General features: G+C 64.9%; 15 protein-coding genes. 8 read left to right on the top strand and 7 right to left on the bottom strand.

Translation table 11 applies throughout. The features are described 5' to 3' along the window. Window positions 1–11 precede the first annotated feature (11 nt). Window positions 12–935: a LysR family transcriptional regulator gene (locus NGM28_RS24525; RefSeq protein ID WP_213657833.1), complete on the bottom strand. Its 924-nt coding sequence runs from the start codon at window positions 933–935 to the stop codon at window positions 12–14. A 50-nt stretch (window positions 936–985) separates the two neighbouring features. On the opposite strand from NGM28_RS24525, the gene NGM28_RS24530 reads away from it, so the two are divergent. From NGM28_RS24530 to NGM28_RS24545, 4 genes are all read left to right on the top strand, one after another. Further along, complete coding sequence (locus NGM28_RS24530) at window positions 986–1,300, top strand: 3-phosphoglycerate kinase (protein WP_011535039.1); 315 nt, start codon at window positions 986–988, stop codon at window positions 1,298–1,300. 111 nt (window positions 1,301–1,411) lie between these two features. Then, window positions 1,412–2,011 (top strand): FMN-dependent NADH-azoreductase, encoded by a 600-nt coding sequence (locus NGM28_RS24535; protein WP_252091885.1) that lies wholly within the window; start codon window positions 1,412–1,414, stop codon window positions 2,009–2,011. 336 nt (window positions 2,012–2,347) lie between these two features. Beyond that, a complete protein-coding gene (locus tag NGM28_RS24540; protein WP_252091886.1) occupies window positions 2,348–3,229 on the top strand; it encodes a carboxylate/amino acid/amine transporter in 882 nt (293 codons plus the stop codon). Between the two features lie 158 nt (window positions 3,230–3,387). Next, complete coding sequence (locus tag NGM28_RS24545) at window positions 3,388–4,272, top strand: LysR family transcriptional regulator (RefSeq protein ID WP_240063631.1); 885 nt, start codon at window positions 3,388–3,390, stop codon at window positions 4,270–4,272. A gap of 49 nt (window positions 4,273–4,321) precedes the next feature. On the opposite strand, the gene aepX is transcribed toward NGM28_RS24545, so the two are convergent. From aepX to NGM28_RS24570, 5 genes are all read right to left on the bottom strand, one after another. After that, a complete protein-coding gene (aepX, locus tag NGM28_RS24550) occupies window positions 4,322–5,212 on the bottom strand; it encodes a phosphoenolpyruvate mutase (protein ID WP_240063630.1) in 891 nt (296 codons plus the stop codon). Window positions 5,213–5,239: 27 nt separating this feature from the next. Then, complete coding sequence (locus NGM28_RS24555) at window positions 5,240–6,049, bottom strand: hypothetical protein (RefSeq protein ID WP_252091887.1); 810 nt, start codon at window positions 6,047–6,049, stop codon at window positions 5,240–5,242. 52 nt (window positions 6,050–6,101) lie between these two features. Next, window positions 6,102–7,304, bottom strand: a complete 1,203-nt coding sequence (locus tag NGM28_RS24560; protein WP_252091889.1) for a pyridoxal phosphate-dependent aminotransferase — start codon at window positions 7,302–7,304, stop codon at window positions 6,102–6,104. A gap of 39 nt (window positions 7,305–7,343) precedes the next feature. Then, window positions 7,344–8,561, bottom strand: a complete 1,218-nt coding sequence (locus NGM28_RS24565) for an MFS transporter (RefSeq protein ID WP_252091891.1) — start codon at window positions 8,559–8,561, stop codon at window positions 7,344–7,346. Window positions 8,562–8,903: 342 nt separating this feature from the next. Beyond that, window positions 8,904–10,196, bottom strand: coding sequence for a mechanosensitive ion channel family protein (locus tag NGM28_RS24570; protein WP_252091892.1), 1,293 nt, complete (start codon window positions 10,194–10,196; stop codon window positions 8,904–8,906). A 142-nt stretch (window positions 10,197–10,338) separates the two neighbouring features. Here NGM28_RS24570 and NGM28_RS24575 point away from each other — a divergent pair, with 142 nt between their 5' ends. From NGM28_RS24575 to NGM28_RS24585, 3 genes are all read left to right on the top strand, one after another. Next, window positions 10,339–11,664, top strand: coding sequence for a DEAD/DEAH box helicase (locus NGM28_RS24575; protein WP_430624186.1), 1,326 nt, complete (start codon window positions 10,339–10,341; stop codon window positions 11,662–11,664). 186 nt (window positions 11,665–11,850) lie between these two features. Then, window positions 11,851–12,132 (top strand): BrnT family toxin, encoded by a 282-nt coding sequence (locus NGM28_RS24580; protein ID WP_252091894.1) that lies wholly within the window; start codon window positions 11,851–11,853, stop codon window positions 12,130–12,132. Further along, the gene (locus tag NGM28_RS24585; protein WP_213657822.1) at window positions 12,107–12,337 is read left to right on the top strand and encodes a BrnA antitoxin family protein; all 231 of its coding nucleotides are present in this window, start codon (window positions 12,107–12,109) and stop codon (window positions 12,335–12,337) included. Before NGM28_RS24580 ends, NGM28_RS24585 begins: the two co-directional genes overlap by 26 nt. A gap of 2 nt (window positions 12,338–12,339) precedes the next feature. On the opposite strand, the gene NGM28_RS24590 is transcribed toward NGM28_RS24585, so the two are convergent. Beyond that, window positions 12,340–12,609 carry a hypothetical protein gene (locus tag NGM28_RS24590; protein WP_252091896.1) on the bottom strand — a complete coding sequence of 90 codons (270 nt, stop codon included), beginning with the start codon at window positions 12,607–12,609 and terminating at the stop codon, window positions 12,340–12,342. Window positions 12,610–12,798: 189 nt separating this feature from the next. On the opposite strand from NGM28_RS24590, the gene NGM28_RS24595 reads away from it, so the two are divergent. Continuing rightward, window positions 12,799–14,508, top strand: a complete 1,710-nt coding sequence (locus NGM28_RS24595; protein WP_286089083.1) for a ShlB/FhaC/HecB family hemolysin secretion/activation protein — start codon at window positions 12,799–12,801, stop codon at window positions 14,506–14,508. Window positions 14,509–14,518: the final 10 nt, after the last annotated feature.

Below are 14,518 nucleotides of genomic sequence, written 5' to 3' on the forward strand. Positions count from 1 at the left end.
GCGCGGTCCTCTCAGGCTTGCGGGGGGGCTGCGAAGGGCACGTCCAGGGGCGCGGTATCGAAGTTGCGCAGCAACTCAATGAGGATCTGCGTGGCCGGGCCCAGGGTCTTTTCCTTGCTCGAATAAAGGTAGAACAGCGGATGGCGGCTGCCACCCTGGTCCAGCGGCAAGGGCTTGAGCACGCCTTCGCGCAGTTCGCGCTCGATCATGTGCCGGGGTAGCCAGGCAAAGCCCAGGCCGCTGCTGACGAAGGTGGCGGCGGTGCCCAGGCTGCCCACCGTCCAGCGCTGCTCGGCGCCCAGCCAGCCGACGTCACGGGGTTGCGCGCGGCCGGAGTCGCGGATCACCACCTGCAGCTGGCTTTCCAGGTCCTGGAAAGTGATCTCGCGGCCGGTGCGGTGCAGGGCGTGTTCGGGGTGCGCGACGGCGATGAACTCCACCGGGCTCAGCTCGGTGCCCAGGTAGCCGCCGATGTTGAAGCTGCTGATGGCCAGGTCGGCGATGCCTTCGTGCAGCACCTCTTCGACCCCGGACAACACTTCTTCACGCAGCCGCACCCGGCAACCACGGCTCTGCGGCATGAAGGCGGCCAGGGCGCGCACCAGGCGGGCGCTGGGGTAGGCGGCGTCGACCACCAGGCGCACCTCGGCTTCCCAGCCCTGTTCCATGTGATGGGCCAGGTCTTCCAGCTGGCTGGCCTGCTTGACCAGCTGCCGCGAGCGGCGCAGCAGCACATTGCCGGCCTCGGTCAGCACCGCCTTGCGCCCATCGATGCGCAGCAGCGGCACGCCCAGTTGCTCCTGCATCCGCGCCACGGTGTAGCTTACCGACGACTGCGAGCGGTGCAGGGCCTCGGCGGCCTGGGCGAACCCGCCATGGTCGACCACCGCCTGCAGGGTCCGCCACTGATCCAGGGTTACGCGCGGCGCTTTCATCTAGGGCTCCTGTTGTCCTAAGCTGCGCTCTTCTCAAGGAGAGCGCCCGTATGAAGAAATGTTGTGCGGCTTTGCTGTTGTGCCTGCCTTTCACCGCCATGGCTTACCCCATCGACGTGGAGAAGGAGCTGACCGGGGTCAAGGTCGACTACACCGCCTATGACACGGCCTACGACATCGGTGCCATCACCCTGAACAACTACGGGCAGGTGCCGGCGGCCTGCAAGGTCATGTTCCGCAACGGCCCCGAGGCGCCACGGGTGCGCAGGGTCAACGTGCCGGCCGGCAAGAGCGTGGATGTGACCGCCAAGTTCAACCGGCAGATCATCAAGCTGCGCATCCTGCTGGACTGCAAAGCGGAATAAAACGGATTAATCGATAGATTGCTCCCACTTTTTACGCTTTTTTATCGATAGGTCAACCCTTAATCTCACCTCCATCGAATCGCCACCCCTTACCGCCGATGGAGGCACCCCATGTCCCGCGTACTGATCATCGAAAGCAGCGCCCGCCAGCAGGATTCCGTTTCCCGTCAACTGACCCGCGACTTCATCCAGCAGTGGCAAGCGGCGCACCCGGCTGACGACATCACCGTGCGTGACCTGGCGGTGAACCCGGTGCCGCACCTGGACGCCGACCTGCTGGGCGGCTGGATGAAGCCAGAAGATCAGCGCAGCGCCGCCGAACTGGACGCCCTGGCCCGTTCCAATGCCCTGACCGACGAGCTGCTGGCCGCCGACGTGCTGGTGATGGCCGCGCCGATGTACAACTTCACCATCCCCAGCACCCTCAAGGCCTGGCTGGACCACGTGCTGCGCGCCGGCATCACCTTCAAGTACACCCCGACCGGCCCGCAAGGCCTGCTGGCCGGCAAGCGCGCCATCGTCCTGACCGCCCGTGGCGGCATCCACGCTGGCGCCAGCAGCGACCACCAGGAACCCTACCTGCGCCAGGTGATGGCCTTCATCGGCATCCATGACGTGGACTTCATCCACGCCGAAGGCCTGAACATGAGCGGCGAGTTCCACGAGAAGGGCCTGAACCAGGCCAAGGCCAAGCTGGCTGCGGTGGCCTGACAGGCGACGAATTCCCAACCTGACACCTTGTTGCTCCTTTGGGTGTGCCTGCCCGGCCAATCGATGGCCGGGCTTTTTTATGCCTGTGGGGACGGCACGCCCTCTGTAGGAGCGGCCTTGAGCCGCGAAAGGGCCGCCAAGCGGCCCCGGCGATTTCTGCTCGATACTGAAATCCTGGGGCCGCTACGCAGCCCTTTCGCGGCACAAGGCCGCTCCTACACGGGTAAGCACGCGCAGAGAAAGGGGAGACGCCCACGAGCAGCCCCACAATCCCCATGGTTGAAGTGCCCCAGGACAACCCGCTAAGGTCCCCGCCTTGATCCACGAGGGCCAACCATGGGCTACCTGATAATCGTCGCGCTGATCCAGGCGTTCTCCTTCAACCTGATCGGCGAATACCTGGCCGGCCATGTCGACAGCTACTTCGCCGTGCTCGCCCGGGTGGTGCTGGCTGGCCTGGTATTCCTGCCGCTGACCCGCTGGCGCCAGGTCGAGCCGCGCTTCCTGCGTTCGATGCTGCTGATCGGCGCGCTGCAGTACGGCATCACCTACGTCTGCCTGTACCTGAGCTTCCGAGTGCTCACCGTGCCCGAGGTGCTGCTGTTCACCATCCTCACCCCCTTGCACGTCACGCTGATCGAGGACGCCCTGAACCGGCGTTTCAACCCCTGGGCGCTGCTCGCCGCGCTGGTGGCGGTGGCCGGCGCGGCGGTGATCCGCTTCGACACCATCTCGGGGGAGTTCTTCATGGGCTTCCTGCTGCTGCAACTGGCCAATTTCACCTACGCCGCCGGGCAGGTGCTGTACCGCCACCTGGTTGCCCGTCACCCCAGCAACCTGCCGCATTACCGGCGCTTCGGCTACTTCTACCTGGGGGCGCTGATCGTGGTGCTGCCGGCCTTCCTGCTGTTCGGTAACGCCCAGCACCTGCCGAGCACCGACACCCAATGGCTGGTGCTGCTGTTCCTCGGCCTGTGCCCGACCGCGCTGGGGCTGTACTGGTGGAACAAGGGGGCCTGCCTGGTGTCCGGCGGCACCTTGGCGGTGATGAACAACCTGCATGTGCCGGTGGGGCTGTTGCTGAACCTGCTGATCTGGAACCAGGACGAACCGCTGGGGCGCCTGGCCATCGGCGGTTCGATCATCCTGGCGTCGGTGTGGCTCAGCCGTCTGGGTGGCCAGCGTGTGCTACAGCCCGGCGCGACCTCATCGCGCTGATCGATAGCGCATTACATCGAAGGCGCCCCCAGTGGGCGCCTTTGTCTTTATCGGGGCCAGGGTTGGCCCAGGCCGAAGGAGAGGGGCAAGATAGACGCAGGTGACACCAAGATCGCTAGTCATGAAATGGACGTGAACAACAATACAAGGAAGAGACCGTGAACCTTGACCTGACTGACCTGAAGCTGTTCATAAAGATTGCCGAGTCACCCAGCCTGACCCAGGGTGCCCGGCGTGCCTGCCTGTCACCCGGTGCGGCGAGCATGCGCATCAAGTCGATGGAGGGCGAGCTGGGCGAGGGGTTGTTCCATCGCCAGAGCAAGGGCCTGGTACTGACGGCGGCGGGCAAGCGCTTGCTGGTCCATGCCCGCAAGATCCTTGGCCAACTGGAGGTGCTCAAGGCCGAGTTCGAGCGGCATGAAGAGCAGGCCGTGCCCTGCATGCGCATGTACGTCGACGGCTTCACCGCCTTCGAGTCCACCCAGCAGCGCCTGGTGCGCTACCTGGCGGAGCACGCGAACATCGCCATCGACCTGCAGGCGCGCAACCCGGGGGAGATCGTCCGCGGCATTCGCGAAGGCGCCGTCGACATGGGGATGGTCGCCGGCAGCGCGCCGGTGGAAGGTTGTGCCTCGATTGCCATGCCCGCGCTCAACTATGTGGTCGTGCTGCCCCGCCGTCACCCGTTGGCCGGCGCCACTGCGCTGCGCTTGCGGGAGGTGCTGAAACACCCGCAGGTGGGGTTGTGCAGCGATGCCGCCCTGGGTCGATTGATCGAGGGGCAGGCGCGGGACGATGGCAGCGAGGCGCAGTTCAGGATCAAGGTATCCACGGGCGAAGCATTCTGCCGGATGATCGCCGAGGGCGTGGGTATCGGTGTTGTGTCGGACGCGGCGGTGCAGCGCTATCTGCGCTGTAGTGCGCTGGTGGTCCGGCCCCTGCAGGAAACCTGGGCGCGGCAGGATCACATGATGCTGGTCAGGCATTTCGACAGCATGCCTCGCCATGTCACCGAGCTGCTCTCCTATCTGAGCGCCGCCTGAGGTAGAGGCCTCCGTCGCCAGGCGGACGCGCCTGGCGACGGCAGGTGGCTCAGCGGGTACCCGGCACCAGGCTGAGGATTTCGTCGATGGGCATGCAGGCCGGCTCGATCTCGTAGGCGCGGTCGTTCTCCAGGATGCTGGTGGCGACCTGGCGCATGGCCGAGTAGGCGCCGCGCAGCATGTGGTTGGCGTAGATCACCGCGTTGAAGCCCGCGTCGGCCAGGCACGAGAACGTCAGTTGCGGGTAGCTGGTGGGCACGCAGATCAGCGGCGTGGTGGGGTGCCGGTGCTTGAAGCGCCGGGCGAAGTCGAGGATTTCCTCGCCACTGCGCTTGCGGCTGTGGATCATGATGCCGTCCGCGCCGGCCTCGGTGTAGGCGCTGCAGCGGGCCAGGGCATCGTCCAGGCCCTTTTCCAGGATCAGGCTCTCGCAGCGGGCGAAGATCATCATCCGGTCGCCGGGCCGGTGTTGCGTGCCGGCCCTGATCTTTTCGCAGAAGTGTTCCACGGTCTCCTGCTCCTGATGCACCGAAAGGCCCAGCAGCGAGTTCTTCTTCAAGCCGCACTTGTCTTCGATGACGATCGCCGAGACACCGGCGCGCGCCAGCCATTGCACATGGATGGCGAAGTGCTCGACCTTGCCGCCGGTGTCGGCGTCGTAGATCAGCGGCAGGTCGCACACCCCGAGGATCTCGTTGAGCCGCTCGAGGCGGTCACTGGGCGAGAGGATCTCGATGTCCGGCAGGCAGCGCTGGGTGGAATCGGTCAGCGAACTGGACCAGATGGCGTCGTAGCCCAGGCTGGCGCCGCGTGCCTCCAGGCGTACGCTCTTGGCCAGCATGGCCGAGATCGGGCTGTGCGCTTCCAGCACGCGCAGGCAGGGTTTGTCATGGAACAGCTGGCGCAGGTCGATGCGCGAATCGGGATTCACGATGTTCATGGGGCCACTTCCTTGATCAGAGGTGTGTCAGACGGCCAGGACCGACTCCATCTTGTGCAGGTGTTCGCAGGCGCGTTGCACGTATTCGCACGACAACGCCTCGATCCGCGTGTAGTCGAGCGCCTGCGCCGTGGCCTGGCAATAGAGTTCCAGGGCGCTGGTGGCATGGAAGAAATGCTGGGCCTCCACCGCGCCACAATGCACGCTGAGGAAGGTGGCGATACGGTGCGCCTCGCCTGCGGGCTTGCCTTGCACCTGCTTCAGCCAGTCTTTCCACAACGGCGTCATCACGTTGTATTCACCGGTGTTGAACAGCTCGGTCATCGCCATCATCTCGATGGCTTCCACCAGTTGCGGGGCGAGCGGGCGCTTGCTGCCGACCCAGCTGGAGAACTCCTTGGTCACCGGGTTCAGGTAGCGGTCTTGCAGGCGCCAGTCGTCCGAGCCGCAGATCGCCGTGGCCATGCGCGCATACAGCTTGGAGTGGTGCGGGTGGCCGTGCATCTCGCCCAGGCCGATGTCCTCGACGATGATCTCGCCGCAGTGGCGCGCGGCGTCCAGCAGGCGCAGGCGGCCCTGGTCATCGTCCAGCGCCTCGGATTCCTGGAGCAATCGCACGATGATGCTGGATACCGCATGTGCGGCGCCATCCGGGCTGCGCCAGCCGCAGAAGAAGGTGCACAGGCTGTCGCGTGACCACGGCTGCGAGGTGATGCGCTGGTAGGTGTCCAGGTAGTCGCCGAGCAGGTCGTCGTGAACGTCGAAGCCCTTTCTCAGGGCGCTGGCCAGCCGTTTGTCCTGGACATCGGTCAGTGCCTGGTCAACGAATGACAGCATGAAATCCGTTTTCTTCATGTCATGATCTCGCGGTTGGGTGGAAAGGCCGGGTTCAGGCAAGCGATGCGATGAAGGTGGCGAAGCGGCCCAGGCCCTCGACCAGTTCGTCTTCGCTCACCGAGTAGGAGAGCCGCACGGCGCGAGGGTCGCCATTGCTGCAGCCAGGTACCAGGGCGATGCGCGCCTCGGTCAGCAGCAGCTCGCACAGGTGGCTGGCGTCGCGCAGGGGTTGGTCCTGGTAGCGCTTGCCCAGCAGGTCGCCGATGTCCAGGTACAGGTAGAAAGCTCCCTGGGGCGGGGCGAAACGGATCCCTTCGAGCTCGCCGAGCAGGGCGGTGGCCGTGGCCAGCTGGCGGTCGAGTTGGGCGTTGATGTCGGCGGCGAAGCGCTGCCCGCCCTCGCCATCCAGGGCAGTCAGCGCGGCGTACTGGGCCAGGCTGCTGGGATTGGAGGTGGTGTGCGCCTGCAAGTTGTGCATCGCCGTGACCACCGCCTTGGGTGCGCAGGCATAGCCCAGCCGCCAGCCGGTCACGGCCTGGCTCTTGGAGAACGAGTCGATGACGATGGTCGACCCCTTGAGCTCGGGCAGCAGGCTGACGATGTTGTGGTGTTGCTGGCCGCCGCGCAGCAGGCCGCGATAGCACTCGTCGAAGATGACCCAGAGCTTGCGCTCCAGGGCCAGTTCACCGATGGCGAGCAGGTCCTGGGGCGAATAGACCACCCCGGTGGGGTTGTTCGGGGTGTTGATGATGATCGCCTTGCTGCGTGGCGACAGGGCGGCTTTCACCGCCGCGCCGCGCAACGTGTACTGGTCGGCCAGGGTGTCGATGAACACCGGGCTTGCGCCTGCCAGTTCGACCTGGGTGGGGAAGGTCTCCCAGTAGGGGCGTGGGATGAGGACTTCGTCGCCAGGATTGAGCAGTACCATCGCGCTGTTGTACAGCGCTTGCTTGGCGCCGCTGGACACGGCGATCTCGTCGGCGCCGTAGGTGACCCCCAGGCGCTGGCTGACACTGTTGGCCAGCGCCTGGCGCAGGCGCGGGTTGCCCAGCGGCGGGGTGTAGCGGTTCCACTGTTCGTGCACTGCGGCGATGGCGCCGCTGCGCATGTCCGGCGCGGCGTCCGTGGCCAGCTCGCCGGCCGCGAAGTTGATCACCTTGATACCGGCGTCACGCAGGGCATTGGCTTTGCTGCGCATGCTCGAGGTGCCGGGCGCGCCAATGCGGCCGGCGCGCTCCGAGAGTTCGTAGGTCATGTTCACATCCTTGTTGTTGGCGATCCGCAGGCGTCCTGCTCAGCGTCGGGCCAGGCCCTTCATGCCGTTGTAGGTGACCAGGCACAGGGGCAGGGTCAGCAGCAGCACGCAGGCCAGCACCACCAGCCCCTCGTTCACCCCAGCCTGGTCGGAGATCGCGCCGATCAGTACCGGGGCCAGCGCGCCGCCGCCGACGGTGCCGGTGTAGAACCAGGCGAACACCCGGTCGCGGCGGTCCCGTGGGGCGAAGTCCGGCACCAGGCCACCGAGTACCGACGAGGTACCGTTCAAGGCCACGCCGATCAGCGGCATCACCAGCATCAGCGCGCCGTAGGGCAGCACCAGCGCCAGCAGGATCAGCAGGGCGGTGAGCAGTTCGGTGCAGATCACCGTGCGCACCGGCCCCAGGCGCGCGCCGAGGTAGCCGCAGAACAGCTTGCCGAAGGCGCCACCGATGAACAGCAGCGACAGCGCCAGGCCGATGTGTTCGGTGCTGGCGCCCTTGCTTTGCAGCAGGAACGGCAGGAAGGTCAGGAAACCCATGCGCACGCCGCTGTCGAGGGTGCCGGTGGCGATCAGCGCCATCAGGCCCGAGGTGCTGCCGGCCTGGTCAGTGTTGCCGGCTTTCTTGCCGGCCTTGTCGTGGGCCTGGGTCCTGGGTATCAGCAACCACAGGGCGAGGGCGGCGGCGATGCCGAGCACACCGAGCAGGGTGGCGTTGGTCTGCCAGGAGATATACACCAGCGCCAAACCGGTGAGCCCAGGGATGATGGCCTTGCCGATATCGCCGGCGAAGTTGTACTGGGCCAGGGCCTGCTTGACCCGGCCACTGCCGTCATAGGCATCCGAGACCAGGGCCGAGGCCAGGGGGTGCTGGGTGCTGGCCCCCAGGCCGCCGATCATCAAGGCCAGCAGCAACAGGGTGATGTCGGTGGCCTGCGCGGCTAACAGGTAGGCGAAGCCGGCCAGGGCGGTGCCCCTGACCAGCAGGGCCTGCCGGCCCCATTTACGTGCGCCCCGGCTGGCCAGCAACTGGAAGCCGGCCATCATCCCGGCATAGGCGCCGCGTAGCAGGCCGACCTGGGCATAGCTGAGGCCGAAGGCCGCCTGCCAGATAGGCAGTAGCACGTAGATCACATCGGTGAGGCCGTCGTGCACGCCGTGGGCGAGGCTGCCTGCGGCCAGTGCCTTGCGGCGGGTAGCCTGGTCGGTGCCATCCGGTTCGTCGAGTTTTTCCAGGGAGATGTCCTGACGCATCGCTTGCTCGCAGTCCTTGTGTCGAATCCTGGCCGAACGCCGCGTGGCGCGGTTCGGTGTGCTGGCTGCAGGGTAGGAGAAGCGGGGCGGGGTGGGTATTCGTATTTGCCGAAGGCTGGCGTTTAATAATTCTGAAACAGTTGTAACTATTTGTTTCTGATGGTGCTTTACAGTGAGCCTGGCAAAAAAATTTCCGAGTCGATGTTCGCCGGCAAGCCGGCTCCTACGACGCGGTTGTCAAACTCGAAATCAACGCGGTACCTGTAGGAGCCGGCTTTGCCGGCGAAAGGGCCAGTGCGGTCAATACAACGCTGTTGTTCCCACCGCTTGGGTGGCCGTTGCTCAGGCGTTACTAAATGCGCGGGGTTCCTGCTCGATTTGATACCTGCCAGCCAACCCGGCACGCATGTCGCTGCCGCTCGGTTGCTGATACAGGCTCAACCCGAATTCCGGCAGCACCGCCAGCAGGTAATCGAAGATATCGCCCTGGATGCGCTCGTACTCGGCCCAGGCCGTGGTGGTGGTGAAGCAGTAGATTTCCAGCGGCACGCCTTCGGCGGTGGTCTGCATCTGCCGGACCATGCAGGTCATGCCGGCGTGCACATTGGGGTGGTTCTTCAGGTAGGCCAGGGCAAAGGCACGGAAGGTGCCGATGTTGGTCAGCTTGCGCCGGTTGGCGGCCAGCTCCGCCACCGGGCCCAGGGCTTCGTTCCAGCTGTGCAGCTCCTGGCGCTTTTGCGCCAGGTAGTCGCCGAGTAGGCGGACCTGACCCAGGCGCTGTTCCTCTTCAGGGGTGAGGAAGCGCACCCCGGCGGCGTCGATGAACAGGCTGCGCTTGATGCGCCGCCCGCCCGACTGCTGCATGCCCCGGTAGTTGCGGAACGACTCGCTCATCAGGCGCCAGGTGGGGATGGAGACGATGGTCTTGTCGAAGTTCTGCACCTTGACCGTGTGCAGGGTGATGTCCACCACATCGCCGTCGGCGCCGACCTGGGGCATCTCGATCCAGTCGCCCACGTGCAGCATGTCGTTGCTGGTGAGCTGTACGCTGGCGACGAATGACAGCAGCGTGTCCTTGTACACCAGCAGCAGTACCGCCGACATGGCGCCCAGGCCCGACAGCAGCAACAGCGGCGAGCGGTCGATGAGCGTGGCGACGATCACGATGGCGGCGAAGATCCACAGCATCATCTTGGCCAGTTGCACGTAGCCCTTGATCGAGCGGGTGCGGGCATGCTCGGTGCGGGCATAGATGTCCAGCAATGCGTCGAGCAGGCACGACAGGGCCATGGTCATGAACAGCAGGGTGAAGGCCAGGGCGAAGTTGCCGAGGAAGTGCTGGGCGGTGTCGGAGAGCTCCGGCACCAGCTTCAGGCCGAACTGGATCACCAGCGAAGGGGTGGTCTGGGCCAGGCGGTGGAACACTTTGTTCTGGCGCAGATCGTCGAGCCACCGAAGCGCGGGCTGACGGGCCAGCAGGCGGCTGGCGTGCAGGACCAGGAAGCGGGCCAGGCGGCCGACCAGCAGCGAGACGAGCAGCAGCACGCCCAGCCCGAGCGCGGCATGCAGCAGTGGATGTTGGTCGAGGGTGCCCCAGAGGTCGAGGGTGTCGTGCCAGATGCGTTGGATATCCATGAGTGCGAAAGCGGTCTGTATTGCGGTACGAAGGGGGTTAGAGTACGGATCGGGGCAAAGTTACCAAAAGAAATTCGGCTCCGACGAAGGAAAACGTTACCCTATGCAACTTGAATTTTTCGCACTTGCCCGAGGTTACGCCGTGTTTTCCCAATTCGCCCTGCACGAACGCCTGCTCAAAGCCGTGGCCGAGCTGAAATTTGTCGAGCCGACGCCGGTGCAGGCAGCGGCCATTCCCCTGGCGTTGCAAGGGCGTGACCTGCGGGTGACGGCGCAGACCGGCAGCGGCAAGACGGCGGCCTTTGTCCTGCCATTGCTCAACCGCCTGGTCGACCTGAGCGGCCCGCGTGTGGAAATCCGCGCGCTGATCCTGCTACCGACCCGCGAGCTGGCCCAGCAGACCCTCAAGCAGGTGCAACTGTTCTCCCAGTTCACCTACATCAAGTCCGGGCTGGTGACGGGCGGTGAAGACTTCAAGGAACAGGCCGCGATGCTGCGCAAGGTGCCGGACGTGCTGATCGGTACCCCGGGCCGCCTGCTCGAACAGCTCAATGCCGGCAACCTCGACCTTTCCCACGTGAAGGTGCTGATCCTCGACGAAGCCGACCGCATGCTCGACATGGGCTTCGCCGAAGACATGGAGCGCCTGTGCAAGGAGTGCGAGAACCGCGAACAAACCCTGCTGTTCTCCGCCACCACCGGCGGCGCCGCCTTGCGCGACATCATCGGCAAGGTGCTGAAGGACCCTGAGCACCTGATGCTCAACAGCGTCTCGCAGCTCGCTGAAGGCACTCGCCAGCAGATCATCACTGCCGACCACGACCAGCACAAAGAGCAGATCGTGCAGTGGCTGCTGGCCAACGAGACTTACCAGAAAGCGATCATCTTCACCAACACCCGGGCGTTGGCCGATCGCATCTACGGCCACCTGGTGGCGAAAGAAGTCAAAGCCTTCGTCCTGCACGGCGAGAAGGACCAGAAAGACCGCAAGCTGGCCATCGACCGCTTCAAGGACGGCGGCTCCAAGGTGCTGGTAGCCACTGACGTCGCCGCCCGTGGCCTGGACATCGATGGCCTGGACCTGGTGATCAACTTCGACATGCCGCGCAGTGGCGACGAATACGTGCACCGCATCGGCCGTACCGGCCGCGCCGGTGGCGAAGGCCTGGCGATCTCGCTGATCACCCACAATGACTGGAACCTGATGTCGAGCATCGAGCGCTACCTCAAGCAGCAGTTCGAGCGCCGCGTCATCAAAGAGGTCAAGGGCACCTACAGCGGGCCGAAAAAGGTCAAGGCCTCCGGCAAGGCCGCTGGCAGCAAGAAGAAAAAGGTCGAGAAGAAGACTGGCGCCGACAAGAAAGCCGCCGCCAAGCGCAAGCCGGCCGCCAAGCCGAAGGCCAAGGCCCCGCTGGCCAGCGCCGATGGCCTGGCGCCGCTGAAAAAGCGCAAGCCTGCGGCCGAGTAAGCCACGCTGGCAGCAAGCCCGCCATCGCAACGATGGCGGGTTGATTCACACCTTCCCCAGGTGTTTGTAGCCCATTTCCCAAACTGCTCCCGAGCCCATGCAATTAACCGGCTGACCCCGATACTCCTCTGGCATGTTCAGCCAGGAGGGCGTAGCGTATGTACAGCTGTAAATACAAGGTGTCCCATGGCGTTTGACTGGGACGAGGAGAAAAATCTGCTCAACATCCGCAAGCACGGTATCGACTTCAACGATGTGCCCGAGATGTTCCGGCACCCGATGCTGGCGCTGCGCGATGAACGGTTCGACTACGAAGAGGCGCGCTGGATCAGCATAGGCTGGATCAACGCGTGGGTCAGCGTGGTCGCCTACACCGAAAGGCAAGGGGATGTGATCCGCATCATCTCCGCCCGAAGAGCCACCCGACGCGAGGTAACGCGCTATGTCGAAACCATCCGCAAGTATTGACCACACACCTGTCGACACCTCGGACATTCCCGAGCTCGACGATGACTTCTTCCGCCGCGCCGAGCTGCGGGTGCCCGCCAAGCAGACCGTGACAATGCGCCTGGATGCCGATGTGCTGGCCTGGTTCAAGGAGCAGGGCGCCGGCTACCAGACCCGCATCAACCAGCTGCTGCGCCAGTACATGCTGGCGCAACAGCGGCGCTGATTTCAGGTCCTGCTTTTCGCGGTCTTGAGTTCCTGAATCCGCTTGTCGATCAGCTGACACTTGTCCGGCAGGTCCTTGCTGGCCGTATCGAGCTTCATACCCTGGAGCTCGTCATTGATTTCCTTGGCCTTCTGCGGGTTTTGTTCGGTCAGTCGGCTCACCAGCCCGGCGAGTTCCTCCCTTTTCTGCGTGGCCTCTTCCGGGGTGCAGGCCCAGACGGGCAGGGCACCTAGCAGGCACGCTGCACAGGCAGTGGATAGCAGTGCTTTCATTCTTCCGATCTCCGGCAACGGGTATGTGCTGTGGAGGTGCGGGGTGGGGAGAGCGTTCGGCTTGGTCGACCGACGGCCCGAGTGGCGGGCGGTCCTGTCGTTTTCAGTGTCCAATAATTTGGCGATATTAATTTGACACTAAAGTGATGGCAAAATAACATCGCGCACCATTTTGCTCGATGCCCAGTCATGTCTGCACGTCTCCATTTCTTGCACCGAACGGCCTACCTTGCCTTGCTGGCAATGCTGAGTGTGAATCCGGCTTGGGCGGCGTCTCCCGGCGACCAGGACCTGATCCGCGACCGCCAGGACCGCCTGCTGCAGGAGCAGCAACGGCGCCTCGACGAGTTGCGCACATTGCCCGGCAAGGCCGCCGAAGCCAGCGAAGCGCAACCGGCGCCCGACACCCGTTGCTTCACCATCCACACCATCGAGCTGAAGGGCGCCAGCAGTCTGTCCGCCGCGGAGCGTGACGCGCTGCTCAAGCCCTTCATCGATCAGTGCCTGGGTGTCACCCAGCTCAACGCCTTGCTCAAGGCCATCACCGACCACTACCTCGACCGCGGCCTGGTGACCAGCCGCGCCTACCTGCCGCAGCAGGACCTGTCCGGCGGCCACTTGCAGGTACTCGTGGTTGAAGGGCGCCTGGAAGGGCTGCGCCCCGATGCCGGCAGTGGCCTGGGCGATCATGAACTGGCCATGACGTTCCCCGGCGGCACCGGCGAGCGCTTGAACCTGCGCGAGATCGAGCAGATGGTCGACCAGCTCAACCGCCTGCCGTCGAACAAGGCGCAAATGGAGCTGACCCCGGGCAAGGCTGTCGGCGGCAGCGAGGTGCTGGTGCGCAATACCCCGCAGAAGCCATGGCGCGCCTCGCTCTCGCGCAACAACGAAGGCCAGCGCAGCACCGGCGAGCAGATGCTCAACCTCGGCCTGGAATGGGACAGCCCATTGGGCCTGGCCGACCAGCTGGTGCTGCGCGGCGGCCACGACGTGGTCAGTGACCACACCCAGGGCTCGAAGAACAGCGTGCTGTACTACAACCTGCCCTGGGGCTGGTGGAACTTCACCTACAGCTACAGCGAAAGCGAGTACCGCTCCCTGGCCCAGGCCAACCTCTTCGCCTTCAAACAGACCGGCGACAGCCAGAACCACCAGCTGCGCGCCGAGCGCGTGGTGCACCGCGACGCCACCAGCAAGACCTCGCTCAATGCCGGCATCGCCCACCTGCGCACCAACAACTACATCGAGGACAGCCGCCTGGCGGCCAGCAGCAATCGCCTGAGCGAAGCACAGTTCGGCATCAACCATGGCCGGCGCCTGGGCAATGCCTTCGTCAACCTCGACCTGGGCACGCAGGAAGGCATCGGCGCCTTCGACGCCCAGGACAACGGTCACCCGCGCCCGGGCCAGCCGGTGGCGCGCTACCGCAAGTACAGCGCCACGCTCAGCTATGTGCAGGGTTTCGAGGTGCTGGGCGAGCGCCTGAGTTTCAGCAGCCTGGCCACCGGCCAGCGCAGCGAGGACGTGCTGTTCAGCCCGCAACGCATCAGCCTCGGCGGGCTGTCGTCGGTGCGCGGGCTGAAGGACCAGTCGTTGTCCGGGGACAGCGGCGGCTACTGGCGCAGCGACCTGCGCTGGACCCGCCCGGTGAACTGGCCGGTGTTGCAGCCGATGCTGGCCGAGTACGGCCTGGGCCTGGGCTACGACCTGGGCGTGATCAGCAACGACCGCTACAACGGCGAGTACCACGGCCGCGCCAGCAGCCATTCGCTGGAGCTGTTCGCCCGTGGCCAGCACCTGGCCGCCAGCGTGACCTTCGCCCACAGCCTGGAACGCCCCGATGCGCTGCCTGAAAAGGAACGCCCGGTGTATTTCCGCATCGACCTCTTCATTTGACCGCCTGACC

It is taken from the genome of Pseudomonas sp. MWU13-3659 (genome assembly GCF_023757525.1).
Taxonomy (GTDB): Bacteria; Pseudomonadota; Gammaproteobacteria; order Pseudomonadales; family Pseudomonadaceae; genus Aquipseudomonas; species Aquipseudomonas entomophila_E.